Below are 26,458 nucleotides of genomic sequence, written 5' to 3'. Positions count from 1 at the left end.
CGTCGGTCCGCCCGCAACGCGCACCCGTTCCTCCGTGGGCTTGCACCGATGGGGACGGCCCGGTATGTCAGGCTGCCACCTGAAAAGATCGCCTTCGGAAGGGAATCGTCATGCCCGAGTCCGCCGTCCACCGCACGGATGCCGTTATCATCGGCGCCGGTCCGGTCGGGTTGTTCACCGTCTTTCAACTCGGCATGTCGCGAATCCGAAGCCATGTTGTGGACGTGCTGGACGCCCCCGGCGGTCAGTTGACGGCGCTGTATCCGGAAAAGCCCATCTACGATATCCCGGCCTACCCGAAAGTGCTGGCCGGCGATCTGGTGGATCATCTGATGACCCAGGCGGCGCCGTTCGATCCGACGTTTCACTTGGGCCAGCGGGTCGAGGGTCTGGAACGCACGGCCGATGATACCGCCTGGCGCCTGACCACCAGCGCCGGCGTCGTGCTGGAGGCTCCGGCCGTGATCATCGCGGCGGGGGGCGGGGCCTTCGGACCGAACCGACCGCCGCTGCCGGGGATCGAGGCCTACGAGGGGTCCAGTGTGTTCTACATGGTCGCCAAGCGGGCGGCCTTTCGTGACCGCCGGGTGGTCATCGCCGGCGGCGGGGATTCGGCGGTAGACTGGGCAATCTCGCTGGCGGAGGTGGCGGCCGACGTCAAGGTGGTGCACCGCCGCGCCAAGTTCCGAGCCGCGCCGGACAGCGTGGCCCAACTTCACGCCATGGCCGACTCCGGGCGGATCGAATTGGTGGTGCCCTATCAGCTCCATGGGCTGGAGGGCGAGGGGGGCGAGCTCTCAGCGGTCATCGTTGCCGATCTGGACGGCGCCACGCGCCGGTTGGAGGCCGATCGCCTGTTGCCGTTCTTCGGACTTGCCACGAATTTGGGGCCACTGGCCGAGTGGAACCTGACCTTGGACCATCAGCGCATCGTCGTCGATCCGGCGACCTGCCAGACCACGCTGCCTGGAGTGTTCGCTGTGGGCGACGTGGCCAGTTACCCGGGCAAGTTGAAGCTGATTCTGACCGGGTTCGCGGAAGCATCGATGGCGGCACATGCGGCTTATGCGGTCGTTCATCCGGGGCAGGCCCTGCACTTTGAGCATTCGACGACCACCGGAGTCCCCGCTCTGGCGTGATCGCAGGTATGACGGATTCATAAGCAAAATCAAGAATATGCATCGCTTTTATAACGTGACGTTGTAGCAACACAATGGTCAAAAAAAAGCTTTTGTGGTGCACTTTCGCCGCACTATAGTGTGTGAGGCACGGGTTCGAAGAGGGGCCGTGCTGTCCATCGCACTGTTGAACCGGGAAGAGGTCGGTGCCCCGAAGCTCGACCCTTTGGTCGCATCTAGCCGCGGGCCGTTGCGTAGTTCCGGGTCCTTTGGTCTGGGATGGCCCGGCGCTCGGCGTCTAAGCCTGCACTGCTATTCTTCTTGGATTGTGAGAACCATGATAATTCGTCTTTTGGTGGAAGGGCTTCTGTCCCTCGGACGTCCGGTCACCGTGGCAAGCCTCAAGACGCCCAATGTTGGTGGTCGGCGCAGCAGCCGGTCCTGGCGGCGTCGTCCGGACGTTGGGTTTCGGGGCCGTCCCGACCTGATGCTGATGACCGGCGCAATGAGCGCACCTGCGACCATTCCGCATCGGGCTGTGCGCGGGCGATCCGTGGCCGTTCCTGGCCTGGGTGGGCGTAACGCCGCCTAACGCGAGCCCAGCAGACGCGCCCGCGCGCCGAACCGGAGGGACCGCACTGGCCGCGCGTCGCCTCCGGGCGGTGTTCGATGACGGAGCCAAGGGGGCGTCGTTCAGTTCAAAAAGCCGATCATTCAAAATCGGCGCCGCAGGGTGCTTCTGAGCTGATTCATGCGCCGAAACGGGAGCCGACGGCGTTTCCGCTTCGGCGCACTCTTCCTTACGGCTCCAACGGCGTGGGTTCGCAGAACTGTCCGGTGGCCTGCAACTGATCGCAGAGCCGCACCGGCCCCCCCGGGATGGCGACCGGTCCCGCCTTGAGGCGGATGAAGGTGCCCTTGCCGGGCAACGTGATGGATTCGAAATGCGGGGACATGTCCCGCATGAGGCCGGCGTAGCGCCGGCTCAGGGCGGTCCAACCCGCTCGCGCCGACTCCATGTCACGATACGATGCCAGATGGACATAGTCGCCGGGCGCCACAGGGCGCGTTGCGGCTGCCGCCGCGTCTGACCCCGTTGCGGACCCGGTGACGCCGGAGAAGCGTTGCGTTGCCGGATCCTCGCGGTTGGCGGTCGGCGGGCCGGCGGTGGCGCCGGGCTCGAACGGTCCGACCCTGGGTTCCACCGGAAGCAGGGGGCGGGGTGCGTCCGAAGACGGGCCGGGGCTGCGCGATGCGCCTGGCGCGTCTCCGGAGGCCGGCGGAGCCGATCCCGTCATGCCGGCTTCGGCGCCGTCCGCAGGCTGTGACGCGGTGCCGGTTGGTGCGGGGGCGGTCGGGGGCTCTGGACGCGCGGCCGGTACAATCCGGCGGAGGGCGGCCGTATCGCCGCCGGCCATGGGCGCGGCAAGGTCCCGCAGGGCGGCCCGTTCCGCGTCGTACTCCTCGCCCGTGACCAGACCATGCCGCAACGCCGTTTCCAGGCGACGCCCCATGCGGGCGGCTTCCCCGGTGCTTGACGGCTGCGCCGTGGCATCCGCACGCAGTTGCGGCTCGGCCGGCAGAAGCGCGTCCAGGATCGCCTCACGCTCTTCGGCGTGCTGGCGGGGCGAGATGGCGCCGGTTTCGAGGGTTTCGGCAAGGTCCTGCAAACGCCCGACCACGGCCGTGGGGCGGGGCGCGGCCCGGTTCAGGCCGGCGGCCGGCGGAGCCTGCGTCAGGGGCAGCAGGGCCCCAAGGTTCTGCGCCCGCCGTTCGGCATACTCGGTGTTGGTAATCAGGCCCTCGTCATACAGCCGCTCCATGGTCTCAAAGCGCTGGGCCATGTTGGACCACGCCTCGTCGCTGCGCGCCGGAGCGGTGGAGTCCGGTGTCGCAAGGGCGGACGGTCCGGTCACGCCGGGGACCCGGGCCAGGCCGGGGCCGACCGGGGTGGGCGGCAACCGGTCCCGCCGTTCCTCCGCGATATCAACGATGGGGCGCGGGGCCGTGTCGATGTCCATCGGAGTCAGGTCGATCGTCACCGACGGGTCGAGGCGCACAATCGTGTCGTACGCCTCGCGCGCGACGGCGGGTTGGCCGGCGCGCTCCGATAGCATGCCCCAAATAAGCAAGGCGTAGGGGTCGCGTGGGTTTTCCCGCAGCGCCCGGGCGGCCCAGGCCTCGGCCTGCTCCAGGTCGCCCCGCGACAGGGCGGCCAGGGCAGAATCAGCGGCCGGCGCAGGCGGGTTCGCCACTTCTAGCATGCCGCCCTCGCCGACGGCGCAGCCAGCAAGAATGGCACTCAAGGCGATCACAGCCAAGCGAGACCGGCACGCGCGTGGCGCGATCCGGTCAAGCGTCGTCAACGTGGACATGGGTACGGAGCCTCTTCCTGAGCTTTCTGTGCGCGCCCCCACCGCCCCACCGCCCGAACGAATCCTTCGCGCCGCAGGTTTCCCGACCCCAGGTGTACCCGACATTAATGTATTCACGCAAGATACCGGTCTCAATCGCATTTTTGTGTCACAGGCGGGTGGAGACGGGCGCCCGACAAGGGGATGCTGGCGGGGTGCGGGTTCCGGGACTCGATGCGCACACAGTTTCGACCGGCCGCCTTCGCGGCGTACAGGCACCGGTCGGCGCGACGCAGCATTTCGTTAAACGACGCCATCGGTCGGTCGCACACGCCGATGCTCATAGTGATCTTGATGCTTTTGCGCGAGTCATTGTCGGCAAGGGCGATGGGCATGTCGGCCACGGCGTTCCGCAGCTTTTCGAAAAAACCTTCCACCGCCTCCGGCGCGAGTTCGGGCGCGAACAGACAGAACTCCTCACCCCCGACGCGCGCCAGGATATCCGACCGGCGGCGCAGCAGCCTCCGCAGTGTCTCCGCAATCCCAACGAGGATCGCGTCCCCCGCGTCGTGGCCAAAGGTGTCGTTCACCGACTTGAAGTGATCGATGTCCATCATCGCAACGACGGGGTTCGAGCCCTCGCGGCGGGCCTGGGAAAGAAACGGTTCGGCTGCCTCGAACAAAAAACGACGATTGTACAGATCGGTCAGAGGATCGAATTGCGCCGCATGCTCCAGGTCCCGGATGTAATCCAGGTTATCCATATTCTGGGAGATGCGGCAGAAAAACTCTTCGCGCAGGAATGGCTTATTGAGGACGTCGTTGGCGCCGTACTTGATGAACCGCGCGGATAAGAGGCCGCTTCCGGCGCTGGACAAGCCAATGATCGCGACATCGGTGGGCGCAAAGATGTTTCTCACCTGCTTGACGAGTTCAAACCCGTCCATGCGGGGCATGAAGTAGTCGGTCACAATCAAGCGGATGTCGGGCGTTTCGCGCAGGATCGACAGAGCCTGCACGCCGTCGGCCGCTTCCAGCACCTGAAACCGGTACAAATGCAGCAGGTCGCACACATAGCTGCGCGCCGACCGGGAATCATCGACGACCAGCACCTTGGTTTCGGCATTGCCGACCAGCCGGGTGATCAGGTGCGTCATATAGTCGAGACTGGCGGGGCTGTCCTTGGTGACGTAGTCGATGACCTTCTTGGACAGGACTTCCTCGCGCACCTCGTCACTGAACATGCTCGTGAACACGATGCACGGCAGGCCGTTCTCGATGGCGAGATCCACGATGTCACCGCTGTCGGCGTCGGGCAGCACGAGATCGACGACGCACAGGAACAGGCTGGGCCCTTCACGCTCAATGACGGCGCGGGCTTCGGCCAGGGTTCCCGCATCCAGGACGGTGACGTTCAACTGCGTCTCCAGCCGTCGGTGCGTCACGTTGAGAAAAAAGGGGGTCTCCTCGACGACGAGAATCCGCCTCGGGTCCCGGGAAGGTTCGGAGGCCGGCATGGTGGTCCTCAACGCACGGGCGACCCAGGGAGAACAACGGACCCGTGCCCACCGGGGTGTCGCCGACCCAAACATTCCGGCGGGAGTGATGTCGACCCCGGCTCCCGCACGGCGGCTCAGATGCATCAAAGCCGAACAAAATTGTAAGCGGTTCAACGGCCGCGGTCTGCACAAATTCGTTGATTCGAAAAAATGTCGCTCGTTGCAACGGAACCGCCACAGACTGATGCGGACCTGCGTCACCTGGATCCGTTGAAAGGACCGGTTGGTCCCGGTTCGAGCCGGGGGAGGCGTGGGAGACTTCGCGTGCCAGCGGCTGCGGCGTCACTGGCGGCCGGTGGCCAAGGGCATTCGCCGGTTCGATCGCCTGTCGGAGGCGGAGCGTCACCGCCTCCGCATCGACATCAAGACCCTGCGCTATGCCGTGGAATTATTCGAACCATTGTAGCGCTCAAAGGCGGTGGCCCGCTGCCGGCGTTGTCTGGTGGGGGCGCAGCACGACCTTGGCGCGCTCACGGATGTGACCGTGGCCGAGCATGTTCTGGCGGAGACGGTGGGCACCGTGGCAAATGAGAGGGACATCACGCCGATACCGGATCTGGCCTGGGCCTCCGGAGTCGTTCTGGGGTGGCATCGCCGTGCGGTCGTGGACCGCCTTGGACACGCGGCCACAACCCTTCAAGGGGTGCGCAAGCAGCCCGGTTTCTGCGCGTAACGCATCGGAGTCGGTCCGGCACAGCAAACGGCGGGAAGATCGGTATCGACTTCCCGCCGCGCTCGGGCTCCAGTGGCATCGTGCCGCGTTGACCCGTGTCGCAGGGTCAGGCCGCCGCCGACGCCTTGGCCACCACCAACTTCTTGATCCGCCGCAGATCCGGTGTCAGGTCTGCGTTGGCGGTCTTGGTCAGAAAGGCATCGATCCCGCCCATGTGCTCGATCGTCCGCAGGCCATGCGTGGAGACACGGACCCGCACCGTCCGATTCAGGGACTCGCTCATCAGCGAGGTGACCTGAAGGTTGGGGAGGAAACGGCGCTTCGACTTGATGTTGGAGTGGCTGACGTTGTTGCCAGTCTGCACGCCCTTGCCCGTCACGGCGCAACGTCGGGCCATGGCTTTGTCCTCTCGTGTTCTTCATATTGGGTGACTTCGGAAGGCAGGTGTCTATCCAGAACGGCCCGCAGCGTCAAGGTTTTTCGCGTGGATGGAACGCGCTTGCCGGTCCGTCGGCGTCAGGGCAGGGTGGATGACCTGGGCGCCGAATGGGACCGATTGGCCCACGCTGTACGCCGACAATCCGGTGTCCTGGAGCCTGGAGTGGTGTTTTTGATGCGTATGATACTATAAGGCGGAGGAGGGTGGGGCGCCGCTGTCGCATCAACCGATATCCCGGCTGGACACAGGGTAATGCCGCGCGTGCTGCGCGACTTCATAAAAGTAAGAGGGCGCTGGAGGACAGGTTTTGATGGCAACAGAACAGGTCAGCACGGGGGTTCCGGGGCTCGACGATGTCCTGTCGGGCGGGTACCTGCCCGGGTGTCCGACGCTTGTTATGGGGCAGCCCGGGTGCGGCAAAACCTTGTTGTTGCTCCAGTTCCTGGCCGACGGGGCCAAGCAGGGCCATCGCGCCGTCTGCGCGACGTGTTCCGAAGCGCCGGAGCGCATGCTGGCCTATATGGTCGCCCTGGGGCATCCGGCTGAGGCCTGGGTCCGCGACGGGCGCCTTGTCATGGTGGACCTGCGGCCGGAGCCCGGTGAGGTCGTGCTTGGCGCCCTCGACCAGGAGGTCGTCAAGATCCGTCTGGACGCCGCGCTAGCGGAGGGTGGCGTCATCGCGCCGGAGGCCCGTCTCGGGATCGACGACCTGAACCGCTTGGCATATGCCTTCAATCCGGATGGGGTGGCGCGAGTACAGACGCTGGCGCTGCTTCGCCTGCTGCGTGAATCCGGGATCACCACCATCATGTCCGCGGCCGACGATGCCGCGACGCGGGCGGCCTTGATCGACTACGCCGTCGACGCGGTGATCGGTCTTCGCCAGACCGTGGCGGCCCGGTTGATGACCCGCACGCTTCGGGTGCTGAAGATGCGGGGCGTGCCTCACGGCACAAACGAATACCCCTTCATGATCGATTCGCATGGCCCAAGCCTGCTGCCGCCCGCCCGAGGCATGGGCGGACACCGGTCGCGCGAGGGCTTGGTCAGCACGGGACACGAACGCCTCGATACCCTATTGGGCGGCGGCCTCTATCGAGGTGGGTCGGTGATGGTATCCGGAACGTCCGGAACCGGAAAAACGACCCTTCTCGGTCAGATCGCGCAGGGCCTGTGCACGGACGGACGGCGGGTCATCTATGTGACCTTGGAGCAGGATCAGTCCGAATTGATCCATGACTTCAAAGGGGTCGGGATTGATGTAGAGCCGCATAGGGCGACGGGCCGCTTGCGGTTCCACCGCGCCCGTTCGGTCGATTGCAGCCTGGAAGAGCATCTGATCCGGATCGTGCGGCTTGCCGAGGCCGAGGCGCCCGATGCCATTTTTGTGGACGCGGTGACCTCGTTCGCGGACCTCGACTCGGTGGCGGCCGTCAAAAGTATGGTCCTGAGGCTGATCGACGCCTGCAAGAGCCGGGGCGTGATGGTCGTCCTGACGGAACTCCTCGCGGATGCGGCGGGGATGGCGAGCTCGCTCGGCTTGTCGTCCATGCTCGATGCCTGGATCCGTTTGGAGTTACACCGCCAGACTAGCGAATACGTGCGCCTGATCCGGGTGCTGAAGGGGCGTGGCGTGCGCACCTCGCAGCAGATCAAGGAATTCCAGATCACGAGTGCTGGGATCGCGATCGATGATCCCTATCTCGGGGGTGGCGCCTTTGTGTTCGGGACCGAAAAGCTGATCCGCGAGCGTGAAGACCATCGGGAACGGATCGCTCTGGAACGTCGCCTCGAGCAGTTGAGGCGTGAGTTGGAGGTCTTGCCACAGGCCTACGACGCCCGCGTGGATCAAACCGTCCTGGAACGGGACAAGGCGATTGAAAGCCTGCGGGAGGAGATCGAGACCCTACGGACTCGCCTCGCCGCCTCTAAAAGCAGCGAGGAGGCGGTCCGTGAGGCCAGGGGCCAGCCATGACCGAGTCGCTGCCATCTGCCGGGGTCGATTCGGCTGCATCGCGGCCCGGCCTCCGCTTGTTCATTCTTGGCCAGACGGAGACGGTCCGTCGGGCCATCGCCAATGCCCGGCAGTTAGGGGCGGTGGAGATCATCGACGTCCGGGAGAATCCGCAGGCGGCCGAGCAAGCGCATGTCCTGGCAACGCCGACGTTGGTCCGCACGGACGATGCGCGGATCCGAATCGTTGGGGATTTGCGGAACCTGGCGGCAGTGCGGGCGCACCTGGGGCCGCCCTATGAGGGGGACCCGGAGGCGCCTGCGGGGGATGGCGATGGATGAGTTCGCGCTCACGACTCTGGCCCTTGAGCACTTGGCGGAGGCCGTGCTGCTGGTGGACTCCGAGGGTCAGGTCGTCTACGCGAATCTTCAGGCCAAGGCGCTGTTCGCGCCCACCGATCTTGCATCGACCGGGTATCCGTTCTCGGCGCCCATTCAGACGGATCAGCCCGTCGAGATCCTAGTCCCCCGGGCCGAGGACGCCGACCGCGTCGTCGAGATGCAGGTGGTCCCCTTGCAAACAGGCCGGGCCACCCTGTCCCTGATCTCGCTGCGGGACGTCACGGAGCGCCATCAGGCTGCGGCTCGGCTGCTGGAGCGGGAGGAGCTGTACCGCTCCGTGATCGAACGGGCGCACGACGGCTTCTGGATCACCGACCTGACGGCCTGTATAGCGGAGGTCAACGACGCCTATCTGTGCATGACGGGTTACCGCCGTGAGGAGGTGATCGGCCTTCATATGCAGGATGTCGAGATCGGCGCCAGCGCCCGTATGGTGGCGGACCGCATCGCAACCTTGAGGGTCAAGGGCAGCACTCTGTTCGAGACCCGCCACCGTGCCCGCGACGGCCGCATCATCCATGTCGAGGTGGGAATCAGCTACTCGCCCGTGGCCGGCGGGCGGTTGTTCGTCTTCCTGCGGGACATTACGCCGCGCAAGCAGGCGGAGGCCGATACGTTGGCCGCGAAGGCGCTGGCGGAGCAGGCCAACCGGGCTAAGTCCGAGTTCCTGTCGAACATGAGCCACGACCTGCGCACGCCCCTGAACGCCATTATCGGGTTCGCCGAGTTGATGCGGACGGAGGTCGATGGGCCGCTGGGTTCGGATCACTACCGAGAGTATGTTCAGGGGATCGAGGACAGCGGTTCGCTGCTGGTGTCGCTGGTCAACGACGTTCTGGACCTGTCGACGATCGAGTCCGGCCAATACGAGATTTTGAGTCAGAGTCTGGCGCTTGAGCCCCTGATGCGCCGTGCCGTGACACAAACCGCCGTCCTCGGCAACGGGCACGGCGCGGAGATCGTCGCGGTCGAGTGTCCGAATAACCTGCGCATTCTGGGCGACGATCGGGCGTTGGGGCAGGTCTTCAACAACATTCTGTCGAACGCGCTGAAGTTCAATCGCGACCATCGTCCGATCCGTTTCGTGGCGGCCCTGCGCAATCCGAACGACGCCGGGGAAGGGCTCGATATCCTCGTCATCGATGAGGGCATCGGGATGGACGAGGAGACCGCCCGACAGGTCCTGGAGCCCTTTGAGATGATTGACAGTCTGCACCCGCGACGGCGCAAGGGGTCCGGGCTCGGAGTCTATCTCAGCACCCAGGTGATGCAACTCTTGGGGGGCGAATTGACCCTCCACAGCACGCCGTCTCTCGGAACAACGGTGACACTTTGGCTGCCCGCGAACCGCGTTGTGACCGGGCTTCCGTGACTGCGGGAATGTGCGACCCGTTCTATGGTCCTCAGGTGGCCGTCACGTCGCTTTCGGGATCAGCAAACCGGAGGGCGATGGCGCGCACCTCGGTCTCCCGCTCGACCATGACATCGACGATGGCGGGGTCGAAATGCCGGCCCCGGCCCTCCCGGATGACGGTCATAGCCTGCTCGTGAGAGAAGGGAGCCTTGTAGACGCGGCGGGAAATCAGGGCATCGTAAACGTCGGCAACCGCCATCAGGCGGGCCGCGAACGGGATGTCGTTCCCCGCTAGACCATGCGGGTATCCGGTGCCGTCCCATTTTTCGTGATGCCCGCCAGCGATATCGCACGCCAGCCGGAGGAACCCTATGCCATCCGGGTCGGCGCCCTCTGCCGCCGCCATCAGGGCGTCGCGGCCCAACGCGGCGTGGGTCTTCATGACCTCCATTTCGGTGTCAGTCAGGCGTCCGGGTTTGAGAAGGATGGCGTCCGGAATGCCAACCTTGCCGACGTCGTGCAAGGGGGCCGATTTGAACAGCAATTCGACGGTATCGGCGTCCAGGTGCTGTTTGAACCTGGGGTGATTCGAGAGACCCTCGGCCAGGAGGCGGACATAATGCTGCGTGCGGCGGATGTGGTTGCCGGTTTCGTTGTCGCGGGTTTCCGCCAGCGAGGCGAGGGCGCGGATAGTGACGTCCTGAGCCTCTCCCAATTGCCGGCTGCGCGCCATCAGCTCGTCCGTACGCTGGCGGACCTCATCTTCCAGCGCGCGGCTGTAGTCTTCCAGCACGCGTTTCGCCGCCCGTAGCTGAAGATGCGTCCGCACGCGAGCCTGGGCCACGGCTGGAGAGATCGGTTTGGTCAGGTAGTCCACGGCTCCCAGTTCAAACCCCCGCATTTCGTCGTCCACATCCCCGAGAGCGGTGACGAAAATGACTGGAATATCTGCGTACGCCGGCGTTTCCTTAAGAATGCGGCACAGCTCCAGCCCGTCAATGCCGGGCATCATGACATCGAGCAGGATCAGATCGGGGGTCGGTCCGCTCTGAAGGCGCTGCAACGCCTGATTGCCGCTTTTGGCGACAGTCAGGCGGTAGGTGCCACCGAGCAGGTCGACGAGGACTTTGATATTCAGTGGCTCGTCGTCGACGATCAGAATTCGGGCGGGCGCCTCGGGAGACGGGGGCGAGGGCGTCATGATACGGCATCTCCAGGCACGGAAGTAGCCAATGACAACTCAAGATCGATTTCTAGTGCGATTAGGTCGTTCAAGGCATCATCAAAGTCGAAACCCTCAGCGTACGCAAGAATACTGCGGGCCTTTGGTTTCTGGGGACCCGGTACGCGCTTGACGAGATCCCGGGCATAGTGTTCGGCGTCGGGTTCCGCCGCCGTCAGGGCCGCCCGCAAGCGCCCGACGGTGTCGCGCAGGCGAGTCATGTCGGTGCCGGCTCTCTCAGTGCGGTTCCCGGATTCGGACTCGGCGTCCTGGGCAGCGTCGGCCGGTTGATCGTTGAGATCCACGATGGCGCGCAACAAGGGGGACAGAACGATACTCAGCCGTTCCACCATCGCCTGCGCGGGGACTTCGTTCCGGGCGAGAACGCGTTCCAGGGCGGCCGCCGAGCGCGACACTTCCGTGGCGCCGATGGTGGCCGCCGTGCCCTTGAGCGAATGGGCGATCTGGCGCGCCTCATCCAGCCGCTGTTCCTTGATGGCTTGATGGAGAACGAAGGTCTGCAAGCCCTGGTTCGTCCCGAAGTCGACCAACAGGCGCCGGAGCAGGGCGACGTTGCCCGACACCGATCGCAAGGCGACACGTACATCCAGGACGTCCAGAATGGCCTTGCTGAGCGATTGCAGGACGGCGGTTTCCTCCTCCGGATCTTCGGGCGCGGACACCGGCGCCGCCGCCATGTCTCGGTTGAGCCAACGCGCGATGGTCGAAAACAGTTCTGGTGGATGGATCGGTTTCGCGATATGATCGTTCATTCCGCTTTGGTAACTGCGTTCCCGGTCGGCATCCATGGCGTGGGCCGTCATCGCGATCACGGGCAGATCGGTCCAGTCCGTATGTTGGCGGATGCGGCGCGTGGTCTCCAGGCCGTCGAGCTCCGGCATCTGGATGTCCATCAGCACAAGATCGAAGGACTCACGTGCGAGGAGCTCGAGCGCGATGCGTCCGTTGTCCGCGACGGTTACATCGATGCCGGCGCCGCGCAGCATCTCTTCGGCCACTTTTTGATTCAACGGGGTGTCCTCCACCAGGAGGACGCGGGCCCCGGCCAGGGTCTCCCGGGTGCGTTGGGGACGGCCGTTTGTGTCTCGCCCCGTGTCCGGATCCGCGTGAGCGGCGCGGTCGCATAGGCGCAGCACAGCACCCCGCATCCGCCATTCCGTCACCAGACGGTCGACCCAACTGACGTCGACGGCGTCACGGCTGCCACTGGGGCCTCCCACAATCACCATCGGCGGGCGGTCGCGGCGCGTCGGCAGGGTGCTGGCGAGATACCGGCCGGCGGTATCGGTCATCGTGCCGTCCAAGACCATCAGCCGGGCCTGACGATCCGGTTCGCCGCGCAAGCGCGCTTCGATGGCCGCAACCGTTTCGGCAGGGTCCACGGTCATGCCCAGCCGTTCCAGCATGAGCGCGAGCGCCGCCCGTTCCTCAGCGCGGGCGCAAGCTAAAAGAACGGGGGTTCCCTGGAGGTCCGGGGGCAGAAGCGGTTGACGCTGTTCGGGCGGCGGTTCGACCAGGGGAACGGTGAAGCAGAAGGCACTGCCTTCGCCGGGCGCACTGTCCAGGGTGATATCCCCGCCCATCATCGTCAGGATTTCGCGGCAGATCGCCAGACCCAAGCCGGTGCCGCCGAAGCGGCGGGTGGTTGAATTGTCGACCTGGGTAAAGGCCTTGAACAGGTGGGATTGTTGTGACTCCGTCATCCCCACGCCGGTATCGGTCACCGTAACGGCGAGCCGAGCGGGTGACACCGACGATTCGTCCGTTGCCGCCGCGACATCGATATCGACCGTGATTCCTCCCGCGTCCGTGAACTTTACGGCGTTGCCCACCAGATTGATGAGCACCTGCCCCAGGCGCACCGGATCGCCGAGCAAGACATCCGGCACCGCTCGGGTCACTTGGAGGGTGAATGCCAGGCCCTTGTCGAGCAAGCGGGGCCGGACGACGTTTACGATATTGTCCAAAACCTCGGCGAGCCGGTACGGCACGGCGTCCAGCGTCATCTTCCCGGCTTCGATCTTCGAAAAGTCCAGGATGTCGTTGATGATGGCCAGAAGGTTCTGGGATGCGGTGCTGATGTTTTCCAGGTAGTCCTTCTGACGCGGGGACAGTTCGGTTTGCAAAGCCAGATGGCTCAAGCCGATCACGGCGTTCATGGGGGTGCGGATTTCGTGGCTCATGTTGGCCAGGAAGCCGCTTTTCAGCCGGTTGGAGTGCTCGGCTTCCTCCCGGGCCCGCTCCATGGCGTCCTCGGCCGCCTTACGGTCCGTGATGTCCTGAAACAGCGTCACGGAACCGGCGATCCGGCTGCCTTCCACAATCGGGACCGATGTCACTGCCGCCGGAAACAGCGTGCCGTCGGCGCGGCTGAACTGTTCTGTCTCCGATCGGTACGGCTCGCCGCGTCCGATCGCCTGAAGAATGCGGCAGTGCGCGGATGCCACAGGGGCGTCCCCGGCGCCTTCCTGATGGACCAGGGCATGAATATCCGCGCCCATGATCTGGCCGGGAGATCGGCCCAGCAGACGCTCGCCTTCCGGGTTTATGAAGGTGCAGCGGCCATCGGCGTCTAGCGCGTAGACGCCTTCCCCCATGGCGTCGGTCAGGCTGCGCAAGAAGCGATTCCGCAGACGGAACTGCTCCTCGATCCGCTTTCGTTCCGTGATATCGGTCCGGATCGCGATGTACTTGAACGGTCTGCCGTGCCTGTCGAGAAAGGGCACTATGGTCGCGGCGACCCAGTAGCTGCCCCCTGCCTTGCTGCGATTCCGGATTTCGCCGTGCCAGACCTCGCCATGCGAGATGGTGGCCCACAGATGGGCAAAGAACGCGTCATCGTGCTCGTCGGAGCGCACCAAGCGGTGGTTCTGCCCAAGGATCTCGTCGAGACTGTAGCCACTAATCGCGCAGAATTTTGTGTTCGCGTAGGTAATGGTTCCGAGATGGTCGGTACTGGTCACAATGGCGTGTTGGTCGAGCGCGAATTTCTGGAATGTTAGGTCGCGCTGGACCGCGGCGAGATGCTGGTTCGACGCGCGGGCGGAGCGGAGCATCCATACGCCTGTGGCGACGACGAAAAGGATCACGGTCGAGGACAGGCCAATGCGGGCATAGTGGTAGAGGGCTGTCCGCTGTTCGATATTCTGTGTGAGCGTCTGTAAGTTTTCCTGGCTGCGGAAGAACAGGCGGTTAGCGTTCTCCTGCACTGCGGTGAACAGCGCGGGCAACTGCGTCATGACCGTTTCGATATCCTTCTCCGCCTCAAGATAAGCCTCGGGCGAGGGGAGGTCTTCCGTGCGGTCATGCCGGTCCATGAGGCCAGCCAACTCGTCGGCCAGTCGCTCGATATCCTTCAGCTTCGGTGCAATCTCCAACACTTCAAGAACATATGGGAAGTCCTTGGACTGCGGTGTGTACGCCACCTCTTGATTGAAGGCACTACTTTTGTCTTCGCCATGCAGGTGAACCTCGCGATGGAGTGTGCCCCCATTGCGCAAGACATCGAGGGCGCTTCGAACGTGTTCGACATTGTGCTGTATGGCGTCATGGACCCACTGGCGACTTCCATCGTTCCGGGGCGCCGCTGCCATGCGGTAGGTCAGGGCTTCGACGCGAACCAGATCGTTAATGATCCCTTCGCCGATCAGGACACGATTGCTCTCGTTTTGAGAGTTCCGCTCCAACGCGTCGATGAGGGCGTTAAATCCCACTTCGACCCCAGCCAGTATGAGAATGCCGACGGCGTAAACGACGAACAACACAACAATGGGCCGGATCGATATCCCGCCGATGGTATCGTGCTCGTCGGGATGATCTTGGCACACCATGACGGCCCTCAGCCCTCCCGCACGGTGACGAGGCTGACGCTGGCGTGTTCCGGGCAGGTGGGCCCGTATGGCGAAGGATGTCGCGCCGTGGTCTCGGGAGAGTGTCGTCCACGACCGTCCTGTCGACGCGCGCGTTGTGGCCGCCGAAGGGAGACGGGGCTACCGCCAAGGATCACGATCGCTCTCCTCCGCCGGATAAAACGGACGACCCGGTCGCGGAGCCCCCCGTGCGACCCGCCGCGATAGATGCTCTATCGCGGTCTCCCAAGTGTACCGAAGGCGTCACGGGACCCCAAGGGAGCAAATCGCATCCAGTCGCGGAGGCGACGGGATCGAGCGTTCCGACGTCCCAGGCTCACCGATGCGGAATGATGGGCCAGTGTGGATATGTGTTCCATTTGCCCCTGGGTGTGCCCGTGTATCGGGCGGACCGGGGGAGAGACCCAGCACGCCGTTTACAGTGTGAGGGGGTGATCGGTATGGCACAGGCGGGATCTGGCGGGAAAACCGGAATATATTGGGATACAAAGAAAATTTGGGCCGACGGCCGAAATGCGATTTGGCACACACTGATTGGGAATGATCGCGGATCGGCAGGGATTTGGCACAAAGTCGGCGCCGATCCGCGCGTTTCCGTCAGTCGTTGATTTTAACGACCCACCGGCCGCCGCGATCCCAAACGTCGTAACTATACCGAAAGCCGTTGCAGTAATACACAAAGCCCGTTTTGAAAAGCATGCGCCGTACGCTGTCCACACTGTCGCACTTCCAACCATAACGCTGAATTAGCGCGGCGCCCTCATTCACAACAGCTTGGACATTACCGATTTCCTTGGTCCAGGCTCCGGTGACATACGGGATATCCTGGGCGTGGGACTGATTTGCGGCGGGAACTGCGAGAGCGGATACCAAAGTGGTTGTGGCTACGATGCGGCGGAGCATGGCGGGTATCCCGTGTTTGTTTGTGGTCTATTGACTTATGCGGGCAACCGGACACCAGATAAGGTACGGCCAGAGAAGAACCAACCTTAAGCCGAGTGTTTACCATGCTCGGAGGCGGAAGGCACCGCCAATACGTCGCGGCGGAGTTGGCGCAGGGCCATGCGCAAGGCGGCACGGCGGGGATCGGTTTCGCCCGCGCTGGCCTCCTGGACCTCGGCGTACAGGTGTCCGGCCATCTCGCCCGCTGAGCGGTCATCAATCCGGGCGTTAGCGTCCCTATAAACGCGCTTAATTCCTTCAAAACACAGACCTAAAAGCCGCCCGTCGAGGGGTTGTCCCGCTGTCGGGGCGGGCTGCGGCGCCGGGTCCGGCACAGCGGTCGGGCGGGGGTCGCGGATGTGCGGCGGTCCTTCACCCTTCAGGAGCCAATCCAGGCGGAACCCGAGGCCATTCGCGATGGTCTCCAGGGCCTTCCGATCCGTGCTGGTGCCGGCCTCCAGGGCCTGTAAGTCTTTGAGAGACAAGCCGACAGTGCGGGCAAACCGGTCCTGTGGATCGGTCGCGCGCAAGAACCGAACGCGGTCGGCGATGGTGTCAGGATCATGGTCTTCCGCGCCGTTCGGGGCTGGGGCCTGGGTTTGCACCTGGGTGCGACGCATCGGCCCTTCGCCGGTGAGAAGCCAATCAAGCGTTACATCAGCTTTGAGAGCGATCCGAACTAGGTGGGGCGCCTTCGGCACCGCGCCTTCATTCCATGCTCGGTTCCACGTGCTGGTTGGAACTCCGGCGGCTTTCGCCCATTGAAATGGCGCCGCATCGCCGACGAGTTGGCCGAGGCGTTGCCGAAACCCGGCGTCCGTTTCCGTTTCGGAGTTCACGAACCAAACTCCGAAATCTCTGCCACGCCCATAACTCCATTTCGGAGTTCGAAAATACTGTTTTTTGTCAACGCCTTGCGCCGTATGTGTTCCGGACTGGCAAAATCGTAACTCCGAAATGGCACTCGATGCTTGCGCATTGCCGAAAACGGCAATATGTTCGTTCCCATGAGCACGCACCATGGAAGCAAAGAGGTCCCAAAAGAGCCCGCCGCGCGGCGGGCATGGATCCTCTATAAGTTGCGGTTATGCGGGCTGAGCTTTCGTCAACTCGCAAGGCAAACGGGTGTCTCTGGCCGGGCGATGAGTGCCGCCTGTGACATGCCCAACATTCACCTGGAACCGGTCATCGCCGAGGCGATCGGCATGACGGCCCAGGACCTGTTTCCCGAACGCTGGTGCCCCGAGACGGGCCGCCGCCTGACACAGGTGCGGTCGCCAGCGAGGCACCGGATGCGCTCACCCTCTCAGACTACACAGGCGGGCCCGGTCGGTCAGCGCCAAAACGGAGAAGCGGCATGAGCATGGATCATGTCCGCCGCACACCGCGACATGGAAGGGGCCGGAGATGAGGGACCGCGCCGACCGCCGCACGCTGGATCTGCTGGACTGGGAACCGCCCGAAGTGGTGCGCGCGTTCCCGGCCGAGCATGTGCGCGCGGCCAGTCTGCGCGCACAAATCAGCAAGGCGGTCGCGGCGGCCCTGCGGGACTGCGAACAGCCGCGCGAGGACATCGCAGCCTCAATGGCGGAGTACCTCGGTGAGGCGGTGCCGAAGACCGCGCTGGATAGCTATGCCTCCGAGGCCCGCGAGGATCACACCATCAGCGTCGTACGCTTGATGGCGCTGGTTCATGCGACCGGGGATACCCGCCTTCTTCAGCTTCTGGCCGAGCCGTTCGGCTGCATGGTGGTGGACGCTAAACATCGCGAGGCGATCGAGGAAATCATTGATCTGGATCGCCGCGACGAGGTCGAGGCGTACCTGGGGCAGTTGAACCAACAGATCGAGACGCGCCGCCGCCGCCGTCGCGGGGGAGGACGCTGATGGCCTCCCTCTCTTTGCCAGCCCCGGATCGTTGGTACGCCGCCGCTGAATTGGCGGGGCTCCCTGAAATGCCAGGGACTGTGCGGCAGGGCACCAATCTGGTGTACGCGCGGATCCACCAACTCGGGGGCACCATTCGGCCGAAAACGGCCAAGGCGCTGGCCGTTCCGGTCGGCGACGGGATCCGGCTGGTCCAACAGGTGACCATCCCCGCGCGCCCGTACCTGGGACTGTCGGCGGAGGACCGCACCGAGGCGGGCGAGATCATCGCCGACTGGATCACGGGGGCGCTCTGATGATCGGCGCCGCTCTCGTCGACCCCATCATCGCCCTGGTGCGGGACGCCGCGCCGGATCTGCGGTACGTCGGCCCGGCCAACGACCTGGCCGCCCTGATCGCTGCACGTCGCCTGCCCGAACGGGTGCCAGCGGCCTACGTGCTGCCCACCGCCGAGGCCGCCGAACAAGCCCAGCGCACCGTTCACCGCACCCTCGTTACGACCATCATGACCGTGGTGCTGGTAGCGTCCGAAAGCCGGCGCGGGCCTGATGATCGCCCCCTCGACACGCTGGGCGCGGCCGTCATCGCCGCCCTGGACGGCGTCCTGCCGGCGCCGGACTGGCGGGTGCTTGGGTATCGCGGCGGCGACCAGCAGGTTCGCGCCGCCAGCAGCGACCGCGACGGCGGCGTGTTCCTCACCCTGCATTTCGAGACCACCACACAGCGCCAAAGGAGCTGAGCCCATGCGCAAGGCCGGTGTGTTCATCCATGACCGCGCGGGCGAAGCCCCGCGACCGATCGCCCCCAAGGGGGCCACCCCCGCGCCGCGTCCGGCGCGCCTTCCGGCGCCGGCCACTCCGGCCGCTCCGCCCGAGGACGCCGGCGCCAAGCGCCCGACCAAGAAGAAGGAGGCCTGATCCATGGGGCTTCGCGCACGCAACCGCGTCATTCAGGCCGCGTTGGAGGATCTTGGCTATGCCCAGGGTGTCGCCGATCCGGCCGACTACGTCGCGATCCTGGCCGTGTCCGCCGATCTGCCGTCCATTCAGGGGCAGACGGCCGAGCGGCAGACGGTGGAACCGCACATGGGATCCCGTCCCGGCCAGTTGTGGCAGGAACGCGCCCCCCTGAACTGGGGCGTGGAAACCGTGGGCTCGGGCGACGTGGCCGTGCCGCCGGTGTTCGACGTGCTGCTGCGCGCCGCCGGCTGGTCTCGCGTCCAATTGACCGGCACCGCTACGGTGGCCGCCGCGCCCGTGGCTGTCGGCGCGCCGACCGGGTCGTGGACGTACACGGTGGAGACGGGCTTTACCGGCCTCAACCGACGACGCGTGACGATCAGTTGCACCACGGCCGGCGGGTCCGGCACGGCCGTCGCGACCATCGCCGCGCCCGCCGTCGGGCTGGGGGAGACGGCCGAGGCGGCCTACGAGGTGACCGGCGTGGCGATCACCGACGCCACGGCGATCACCTTGCCCGGCGGGGCCGAGATCACGCCGACGATCGGCGCCGACTGGGACATCGGGGACCAGTGGGTGGTCGAACTGGTGCCGCCGGGCATCGAATACTGGCCGTCCAGCGACCGCGTACAGCCCAGTGCCATCGTCCAGTACAACATGGACGGCACGCTGTTCACGATCCCGGGTGCGCGCTGGCAGCTCAACTATGACGCCACCGTCGGCCAGTGGCCCCTGGTGAACCTGCGCGGCATGGGTCTGTGGAAGCCGCCGGCGGCCGCGCCCATCGGCACTCCGGACTATTCGACAATCCGCGAACCGGAGGTGCTGGATTACGCCGCCTTCGATCTGTTCATCGGCCCGGCGGACCTTTCGGACGCCGAGTGGGAACCGTCCGGCCAGAGCCGGACCCTGAGCGGCGGCGCCGACGTGCGGTCCAAGAGCCGCACCAATCTCGACACTGTGGAGATCAGCAACCACGCCCTGACCGGCGAGGTGCGGTTCGACTGCCCGGCCATCGACGACGTGAACGTGTGGGTCTGGCCCGGCGTCCGCCGGCGCATCCGATCGGTGACGGGCACCCGCCTGGGCGAACGCTGCGAGGTGGTCGAGCGCAACGCGCAGATCCTCGGCGTGACCACGCGTGAGGACGGCGAAGACGTCATGACCACCCTGCGCACGAGTTCGCTGCCCGTGAGCGGCGGTGGCGACGATGAGGTCTGCATCCGGTTCTTCTGAGTGAGCCGCCCGGCGCCGTCGCGCCGGAACACCCCTTCAACGACAGCTTAAGAGGCCGTTATGAGCCAGTTCAAAGTGCCCGCGAACGGCGTGTGGACGTGGTCCGAAAGTGTGGACGTCATCCCGCCCGGAACGTCTGAGCCGCAGAGCCTGACCCTGACCTTCCGCACCGTCGAGGACCTGCCGGACCTGCTGAACCGCAACGTCTCTGGCGCCTTGTCCAATGCCGAGGTGGTGCGCGCCCTCGCCACGGATTGGGACGCGGCCTACGAGGACGGCGCGCCGATCCCGCTGGACAGCGACGAGGCCGTGCCGCTGCTGCAACAGCCTTGGATCGCCCAGCCGATCCTGAAGGCGTACATGGCCAGCGCCGGGGGGCAGGCGGCAAAAAACGCACTGACATCGGGCGTGCCGTCGCCCGCGCCCACTACGGTCCCCGCCCCCAATCGGGCGGAGCGGCGGGCGAAGGCCTCCAAGAAGACCTGACGGTCCTGTCCGGTGGGCGGGCGACCCTGCCGGCCCCCGCGCCGCGCGCGGTACGGCCCGATCCGGACATCCTGGTGCATCCCGAGAATGAAGAGGCCGTCCGGCTCTGGCTGCTGGCCCAGCGCGAATGGGACGTCAGCCCCATGACGGGCATGCTGATGAGGTGGGACATGGTGGCGGCGGAAAGCGTGTGGCGCATGGCGGGGTATCCGGTCGGCAACGGCCGGCTGGCGCGGCATGTCGCCGGCGCCCGCGCCATTGCCGACGCCTACATCGCCGAGGCCAACCGCCTGACCCGACAGCGTCAGGAGCGCGACAGGGACCGCCGGCGCGATCCGCCGGTCTTGCGGTCCACGGCGCGGGGGCGCGGCCATGGCCGGTGATGCGCACCAGACCGTCTCCGTCACCCTCACGGCCGAGACCGGGGATTTCCAGGCCCGGTTCCGGGTCTCCCGCGAGAGCCTGGAGACGTGGCGCGAGGCAGCTGAAGCGGCCGGAGATGCTGCCGCCGACACCGCCGACAGCCTGGACGAGGCGGGCTCGCACGCCGACAGCACGGCGCGCCACGTCAGCGTCACCGGCGAGGCCGCCAGCAACGCGGCCGACGAGATGGAGTCCCTGGCCGACGCCGCCGGAGACGCGGGGGAGGACCTCGACGACCTGGGTGGCGCCGCCGACCACACGACCGCGCTGATCTGGGCGCTGTACGCCGCCATCGGCGGGTGGACGGCCCTGGAAATCGGGGAAAGTGCGGTGTCCTCGTGGCATGCCTACGAGGCCGCGTTGGTGGGGGTCGGCAAGGTCACGGATCTGGCCGGCCAGGAACTCGCCGCCCTCGGCGAACAGATCGGCGCCCTGGCCCTGCGCCCGGAGATGGGTGCCACCACGCAAGAGCTGCTGTCCATCACCCAGGCCGCCGGGCAGTTGGGAGTGAGGGGCAGCGAGAGCCTGCTGAAGTTCACGTCCACGGTCGCCATGCTTCAGGGTGCGACCGACGTGGTCGGTGCCGAAGGGGCGATGCAACTCGTCCGCCTGCTGGAGGTCACCGGCGAGGGCACCGACGCGATCGACCGCATGGGCTCGGCGGTCGTGGCCCTTGGCAATGCCTACGCGGCCACCGAAAGCGAGATCGTCAGGACCGCGTTGGAGATTGCGAAGGGCGGCGCCTCGTTCGACGTGACGGCGGCGCAGGCGGCCGGTCTCGCGGCGGCGTTCGCGTCCATCGGCATCCAGGCCGAACTGTCGCGCGGTGTGACGCAGCGAGCGTTGCAGGCCATTAACGACGCGGTGCGTCAGGGCGGCACGGAACTGGAGGCCCTGGTGGCGCTGACCGGGCAGTCGGCCGATGTCCTGCGGCAGGCGTTCGCCGAGGACGCCGTGTCGGTGTTCACCGATGTGCTCGCGGCCCTCCGGCACCTGCGCGAGGCGGGGGGCGATGTCGGCACTACCCTGCGCGCCCTGGGCCTGACTGCCGGCGACGACGCCAGCACCCTGGGCGCGCTGGCGAAGACGGTCGATACGGTCACGCAGGCAGTGGATCAGTCGGACCAAGCGTGGATCGACAACATCGCCCTGTTGGAGGAAGCCGCCCGCGCCGCCACGACCGCCGAAGCACAGTGGCGGGTGATCGGCAATGTCTGGACGGCGGCGTCCACCATCATCGGCGCCGAGCTGTCGCCGGCGCTGTTGGCGGCCGCCCGCGACGTGGCGGATCTGGTCCTCGCCGCTCGTGACACGGGGCAGATCGCCGAGTGGGCCGCTGCCGCCGCCGACGGGGTGCGGGCGGCGGCTGAGGCGGCGGCCTGGGCCGCCGATCACTGGGAGGTTCTGGCCGGTGCCGCCGCCGCGCTGGTGACCGTCAAGTTGGTTCAGTGGGCCACCGCCGCCGCCGGCGCCGTCCAGGCGCTGACGGCGGCAATGCTCGCCAACCCGTACATCGTGGCCGCCGCTGCCGTGGCCGGACTGGTCACAGCCGCCATCGCCGCGCGGAATGCGCAGAACGAGGCGCGCGAAGCCGCCGTCGCCTATTGGCAGGTGTTGCGTGACAACGAACAGGTCGCGCGGACCGACGAGGCCCTGACCCGGGACCAGGCCGCCGCTAAACTGGCGGAGGCGGAGGCCATCCGCGAGGTGATCGCCGCGCGCCTGGAGGACGCGCGGATTGCGGCGGCGGCCCAGGCCCAGACCCTGATGCGGGCCAGCGGCCTCACATTCGAGGACATGGAACGCGGATGGGTGCGCGGTCCGCGCGGCATTCAGACCCCCATTACCGGCGAGACTTATGACGCATGGCGCGAGGCGCGCGACCAGGTCGATCTGTACACCGACGCGCTGGTCACCAATGCCCAGGCCCAAGACAGGCTGCGGGAGATCCTCGCCGGGACAGGCCCCGGCACCGGCCCTGACACGAGCGGTGGGGGCGGCCCGGGTGCGGGCAACGATAACCCGCCCCCGCCGAACGAGCCGCCGGGTGGATTAGGATCGGATGACGGATACGCGGCGTGGGTTGCCCAGACACGGGCCGCGACGGCCGCGCATGAGGCGATGGCCATCGCCGTCGGCCAGGGCACCGCCGCGACACGCGAGGCGGAGATCGCGGCCACAGCCGAGGGGGTGGTGCTCCAATATGGGGCGCGGCGCCGAGCCGAGATCATCGCCCTTGTGACCGCCGAGGCCGAGGCCCGCCAGCGCCTGGACATCGCCCGCGCCGTCGCGGACCTCGATCGACAGATCGCGGCCCAACGTGCCCTGACCGTCGCGCACGGCCAGGGTGCGGCCGCCGTGGCGGAGGTCTCGCGCCAGATCGCGATCGCCGAGGCCCTGCGCCAGCATGGCATCGAACAGGGCACGGAAGAGGCCGCACAGATCACGGAGCGGGTCGCGGCCCTGTATGCCGAAGCCGAGGCCCGCGAGAAGGCCGCGCCGGAGGGCGAGGCACGCGACCGGCTGGATGGTCTGCAGACCGAGGCCGACTATCTGCGGGCGATCGGCGCCGAGCGGTCTTTGACCGCCGATCAGCTTGCCGTTATCGCCTCTTTGACGGATCGCCAAATTGACCTGACGTCCGATCAGGCGCGGGAAGAGTTGCGGCTCGCAAAGGCCATCGGCGATCAGGCGCGCGCGACCGAACTGGCGCGGGCGGCGTCGACGAGTTGGCGCGACGGCGCCGTGGCCGCCGTCCATGACGTGGCGGTGGCGGCGAAAGATAACGCGGCCATTGCCCAGGACGCCTTTTCGTCGGTCTTTGATCGGTGGGACGACGCCTTCACCGAGTTTTTCCGCGATTTCAGCCGGGGCATCGCGGACGTCGAGGACCTGCTGTCGGCGCTGGGTGACGCGGTGCTGGATCAGGTCGCCCAGATCGCCGCCCAGCAGGTGACGGCCGGTCTGGCCACCTCGCTATGGTCGGCCCTCGGCGTGGGTCCGGCGGCGGCCGCCGGGGGCCAGGCCTCCGCCAGCGGCGTGGATACCGGGGACGTGTTGGGGCTCGGTACCCTGTTGCCTTCGCTGACGGGCGGGCAGTCGATCGGCAACGCTCTGGTGACGGGCAGCGTTGGTCGGGCGTTGGGGCTGTACTCTCCGACGACTCTGTACGGGGCGGCGGGGCCTGGGTCCCCGGTCATGCTCGTCGGCCCGAACGCCGGCGTGGTCGGCGGCGCGGCGGGGGGCATGACCGGCTTCGGGGGGGCCCTCGCCGCCGGCATCGATGCGGCACCGTGGGGTCTGGCCGGGAGCTTGGCCGCCAGCGCATTCGGGTTCAGTTCCGGCAACCAGTGGGCCGATATGGGGCTGTCCACCCTGGGCAGCGTCGGCGGCGGGGCACTTGGCGCCTCCCTGATCGGTGGCGCCGCCGGCGGTCCGATCGGGGCGGCGGCCGGGGCGTTCCTGGCGATGATGGGCGGGGATTTGATCGGCGGCCTGTTCGGCAAGCCGCTGCCCAATGCGTCGCAATCCATCGACATCCAGGACGGCCAGGTCCTGGCCAAGGCGCCGGAAGGGCGGTTGCTGTCCGACGAGGACATCGCCGCCTGGGGCGAGGCCAGCCGTGCGGCGCTGGTCGGACCGCTCCAGACCCTGGCGGACACCTTCGACCTGTCCAACTACGCCGTCGCGACGAGTTGGAAGGACGGCGCGCAACGCGTCGAGGTCCACGGCGGCACGCTGGGCGATCAGTCTGGCCGCCTGATCGAGGTGGCCGACCTCGGCGAGGCAGGTCTGGTCGCCATCCGCACTATTATCGAAGACCTCGCTCAGGGCGACGACAGCCTGGCCGGGGCTCTGGCGGTGGTGCGCGACAGCAGCGCCGCCACGGCGGCGGAGCTGGCCGGACAGATCGCGATCGCCGCCGATTGGTCGGGCGCGATCGACGCCGCCGTGACATCGATGCAGTCCGGCGCCGCCGCACAGATTGCCGCCCTGGACGAACAGGCCGCCGCCTGGACGGATCAGGCCCGGGCCATGATCGCGCCGGCGCGCGAGGTCGCCGACATCCTGACGGCCGCCGGGGAACTGGACGCCGGACAGGCGTCCGCCGATATGAACACCCTGGTGCGGGCCATGGTCGGTCTGGGCGATGTGGCGGCGCCGCTGTCCGACGTGCAGGCGTCTGTCGCGCTGATGGACCGCCAGTTAAACGGCCTTCAAACCATCCTGACCGACACCGGCACCGCCGCCGAGGACGCCGCCGCTCAGGTCGCGGGGTTGCGCGACGAGCTGCTGGCGCAAGCGGCGGCGGACCTGAACGATCAATGGGTCCGCGCGCTGGAAACCGCACGCGGCCGCGACCACGTCAACACCATCCGCGACAGCGTGGCCGCGTACCAGCAGGCCCTGGCCGATATGCAGGCTGTGGGCGGCGACACGTCCCTGGTGACGCAGACGCTGGTCGCCCAGATGCGCGCGCTGGGCGCCGGCCTGGATCTGGACACCCTGCGCGCCCTGGTGGACGAGATCGCGACGTGGTCGGCGGGTGTCGATAACGCCAATGTGGCCGTCACCGGGCTGGCGGGCGCTCTGGCCGACATGGAAGCTGCCGCCGCCGCCGAGGACGCTCTTGCCGCGTGGCGGGAGGTCGAGACCGCGCAACGCGATGCCCTATCAGCCGCGGTGGACTATTGGGACACGCTGTCCGGCGTGGCCGAGTCGGTCGGTTCGGATGTGCGGCGGTATCTGGACGATCTGACCGGCGGGTCAAACAGCACCCTCGGCCAGCGGGAGCGGATGGAGTCGGCCCGCGCCCATCTGGCGCGGCAGGTCACGCTGGCCGGGTCCGACGACGCCGACGTCGCCCGCGCCGCCCTCGAAAGCCTGACGGACTACGCGGAGGCGTATCGCGAAGCGGCCCGCGACTACCACCAGACCGACGCCGCGTATTACGGGGTCGAGGACGAGATCCGCGCCCTCCTGGAGCCGGTGGCCGACGCCCTCGGCCATCCGGATACGGTCGAGGGGCAGGCGGCGGCGCTGGCGGACCTGGGCGCCGGGCTGACGGGAGCCTTGTCCGCTCAGGGCAGCTATCTGGCGCAACTCGTCCGCGCCGAGGAGGAGCGCACGGCGGCGGTGGCGGCGCTCGACGCGCACACCGTGGCCGCCGACGCCGAGGAAACCGCCTTGCTGGCGCGGATCGCGGCGGCCACCGAGGCCCAGGCCGCCGGCACGACGGGCGGTGCGGCGGGCGAGAGCGGCGGCACGCCAACGGGCGCCGGCCAGCGGTACTACGACCACGCCACCCTGATGGCGGCGGTGTCCGGCGCCGATCTGCACCAGCGCGCGCTCGATTACATGGATCGGTACAGCGATGTCGCCGACGCGTGGTCCGCCGGCACCTGGGGCGCGGGCCTGTCGGCGGCCGAAGCCGCGTTGCGGCACTTCGCGGCCCATGGGCAGACCGAGGGCCGGTACTTTGCCGGCGGCGGGTGGGTGAATGGTCCCGGAGGCCCGACGGACGATGCCATCGCGGCGCACCTGAGCGCCGGTGAGTTCAT

22 protein-coding genes are annotated in these 26,458 nt (G+C 66.7%); 15 read left to right on the top strand and 7 right to left on the bottom strand.

Annotated elements, in window-relative coordinates:
• Positions 1–110 precede the first annotated feature (110 nt).
• The gene (locus GGD82_RS02710; RefSeq protein ID WP_150061135.1) at positions 111–1,139 is read left to right on the top strand and encodes an NAD(P)/FAD-dependent oxidoreductase; all 1,029 of its coding nucleotides are present in this window, start codon (positions 111–113) and stop codon (positions 1,137–1,139) included.
• A gap of 779 nt (positions 1,140–1,918) precedes the next feature.
• Here the strand turns inward: GGD82_RS02710 and GGD82_RS02705 are convergent.
• Together GGD82_RS02705 and GGD82_RS02700 are read right to left on the bottom strand one after the other, a co-directional pair.
• Positions 1,919–3,493 carry a tetratricopeptide repeat protein gene (locus GGD82_RS02705; protein ID WP_150061136.1) on the bottom strand — a complete coding sequence of 525 codons (1,575 nt, stop codon included), beginning with the start codon at positions 3,491–3,493 and terminating at the stop codon, positions 1,919–1,921.
• Between the two features lie 131 nt (positions 3,494–3,624).
• Positions 3,625–4,989 (bottom strand): diguanylate cyclase, encoded by a 1,365-nt coding sequence (locus tag GGD82_RS02700; RefSeq protein ID WP_150061137.1) that lies wholly within the window; start codon positions 4,987–4,989, stop codon positions 3,625–3,627.
• 292 nt (positions 4,990–5,281) lie between these two features.
• On the opposite strand from GGD82_RS02700, the gene GGD82_RS02695 reads away from it, so the two are divergent.
• Positions 5,282–5,437, top strand: coding sequence for a CHAD domain-containing protein (locus GGD82_RS02695; RefSeq protein WP_170284154.1), 156 nt, complete (start codon positions 5,282–5,284; stop codon positions 5,435–5,437).
• Between the two features lie 78 nt (positions 5,438–5,515).
• Positions 5,516–5,704 (top strand): hypothetical protein, encoded by a 189-nt coding sequence (locus GGD82_RS02690; RefSeq protein ID WP_150061139.1) that lies wholly within the window; start codon positions 5,516–5,518, stop codon positions 5,702–5,704.
• 106 nt (positions 5,705–5,810) lie between these two features.
• Here GGD82_RS02690 and rpmB read toward each other — a convergent pair whose 3' ends face one another.
• Positions 5,811–6,101, bottom strand: coding sequence for a 50S ribosomal protein L28 (rpmB, locus tag GGD82_RS02685; RefSeq protein WP_150061140.1), 291 nt, complete (start codon positions 6,099–6,101; stop codon positions 5,811–5,813).
• A 352-nt stretch (positions 6,102–6,453) separates the two neighbouring features.
• Here rpmB and GGD82_RS02680 point away from each other — a divergent pair, with 352 nt between their 5' ends.
• Genes GGD82_RS02680 through GGD82_RS02670 form a run of 3 tightly spaced genes read left to right on the top strand, consistent with a single transcriptional unit; the run spans position 6,454 to position 9,870 of the window.
• Positions 6,454–8,118: an ATPase domain-containing protein gene (locus GGD82_RS02680; protein WP_150061141.1), complete on the top strand. Its 1,665-nt coding sequence runs from the start codon at positions 6,454–6,456 to the stop codon at positions 8,116–8,118.
• Positions 8,115–8,438 (top strand): circadian clock KaiB family protein, encoded by a 324-nt coding sequence (locus tag GGD82_RS02675; RefSeq protein WP_150061142.1) that lies wholly within the window; start codon positions 8,115–8,117, stop codon positions 8,436–8,438. Before GGD82_RS02680 ends, GGD82_RS02675 begins: the two co-directional genes overlap by 4 nt.
• Positions 8,431–9,870: a PAS domain-containing sensor histidine kinase gene (locus tag GGD82_RS02670; RefSeq protein ID WP_170284155.1), complete on the top strand. Its 1,440-nt coding sequence runs from the start codon at positions 8,431–8,433 to the stop codon at positions 9,868–9,870. Before GGD82_RS02675 ends, GGD82_RS02670 begins: the two co-directional genes overlap by 8 nt.
• Positions 9,871–9,901: 31 nt before the next feature.
• Here the strand turns inward: GGD82_RS02670 and GGD82_RS02665 are convergent, their stop codons facing one another.
• The 4 genes from GGD82_RS02665 to GGD82_RS02650 all read right to left on the bottom strand — a co-directional run bounded on the left by GGD82_RS02665 (position 9,902) and on the right by GGD82_RS02650 (position 16,928).
• Complete coding sequence (locus tag GGD82_RS02665) at positions 9,902–11,053, bottom strand: response regulator (protein WP_150061144.1); 1,152 nt, start codon at positions 11,051–11,053, stop codon at positions 9,902–9,904.
• A complete protein-coding gene (locus GGD82_RS02660; RefSeq protein WP_150061145.1) occupies positions 11,050–14,925 on the bottom strand; it encodes a PAS domain-containing hybrid sensor histidine kinase/response regulator in 3,876 nt (1,291 codons plus the stop codon). Before GGD82_RS02660 ends, GGD82_RS02665 begins: the two co-directional genes overlap by 4 nt.
• Before the next feature lie 636 nt (positions 14,926–15,561).
• Positions 15,562–15,867, bottom strand: a complete 306-nt coding sequence (locus GGD82_RS02655) for a hypothetical protein (protein ID WP_150061146.1) — start codon at positions 15,865–15,867, stop codon at positions 15,562–15,564.
• A gap of 86 nt (positions 15,868–15,953) precedes the next feature.
• Positions 15,954–16,928, bottom strand: a complete 975-nt coding sequence (locus GGD82_RS02650; protein WP_150061147.1) for a helix-turn-helix domain-containing protein — start codon at positions 16,926–16,928, stop codon at positions 15,954–15,956.
• On the opposite strand from GGD82_RS02650, the gene GGD82_RS21525 reads away from it, so the two are divergent.
• The 9 genes from GGD82_RS21525 to GGD82_RS02605 form a co-directional block, all read left to right on the top strand.
• A complete protein-coding gene (locus tag GGD82_RS21525; protein WP_150061148.1) occupies positions 16,902–17,267 on the top strand; it encodes a helix-turn-helix domain-containing protein in 366 nt (121 codons plus the stop codon). The genes GGD82_RS02650 and GGD82_RS21525 overlap by 27 nt on opposite strands.
• Positions 17,268–17,313: 46 nt before the next feature.
• On the top strand, positions 17,314–17,793 hold the full coding sequence (locus GGD82_RS02640) for a DNA transposition protein (protein ID WP_150061149.1): 480 nt from the start codon (positions 17,314–17,316) through the stop codon (positions 17,791–17,793).
• Positions 17,793–18,089 (top strand): phage virion morphogenesis family protein, encoded by a 297-nt coding sequence (locus tag GGD82_RS02635; RefSeq protein ID WP_150061150.1) that lies wholly within the window; start codon positions 17,793–17,795, stop codon positions 18,087–18,089. The genes GGD82_RS02640 and GGD82_RS02635 overlap by 1 nt, the downstream gene beginning before the upstream one ends.
• Complete coding sequence (locus tag GGD82_RS02630) at positions 18,089–18,532, top strand: phage tail terminator protein (protein WP_150061151.1); 444 nt, start codon at positions 18,089–18,091, stop codon at positions 18,530–18,532. The genes GGD82_RS02635 and GGD82_RS02630 overlap by 1 nt, the downstream gene beginning before the upstream one ends.
• A gap of 4 nt (positions 18,533–18,536) precedes the next feature.
• A complete protein-coding gene (locus GGD82_RS02625; protein WP_170284158.1) occupies positions 18,537–18,710 on the top strand; it encodes a hypothetical protein in 174 nt (57 codons plus the stop codon).
• A gap of 3 nt (positions 18,711–18,713) precedes the next feature.
• Positions 18,714–19,988 carry a hypothetical protein gene (locus tag GGD82_RS02620; protein WP_150061152.1) on the top strand — a complete coding sequence of 425 codons (1,275 nt, stop codon included), beginning with the start codon at positions 18,714–18,716 and terminating at the stop codon, positions 19,986–19,988.
• Between the two features lie 60 nt (positions 19,989–20,048).
• Positions 20,049–20,474, top strand: coding sequence for a hypothetical protein (locus GGD82_RS02615; RefSeq protein ID WP_150061153.1), 426 nt, complete (start codon positions 20,049–20,051; stop codon positions 20,472–20,474).
• Between the two features lie 74 nt (positions 20,475–20,548).
• Complete coding sequence (locus GGD82_RS02610) at positions 20,549–20,857, top strand: hypothetical protein (protein WP_150061154.1); 309 nt, start codon at positions 20,549–20,551, stop codon at positions 20,855–20,857.
• Positions 20,847–26,458: phage tail tape measure protein (locus GGD82_RS02605; protein WP_184013222.1), on the top strand; the 5,612-nt coding region annotated here is incomplete at its 3' end. The genes GGD82_RS02610 and GGD82_RS02605, both read left to right, overlap by 11 nt.

This window comes from Roseospira marina (genome assembly GCF_014197855.1).
Lineage (GTDB): Bacteria > Pseudomonadota > Alphaproteobacteria > Rhodospirillales > Rhodospirillaceae > Rhodospira > Rhodospira marina.
The sequence above is the reverse complement of the archived record's forward strand: the minus strand, read 5'-3'. Positions and strand labels throughout refer to the sequence as shown.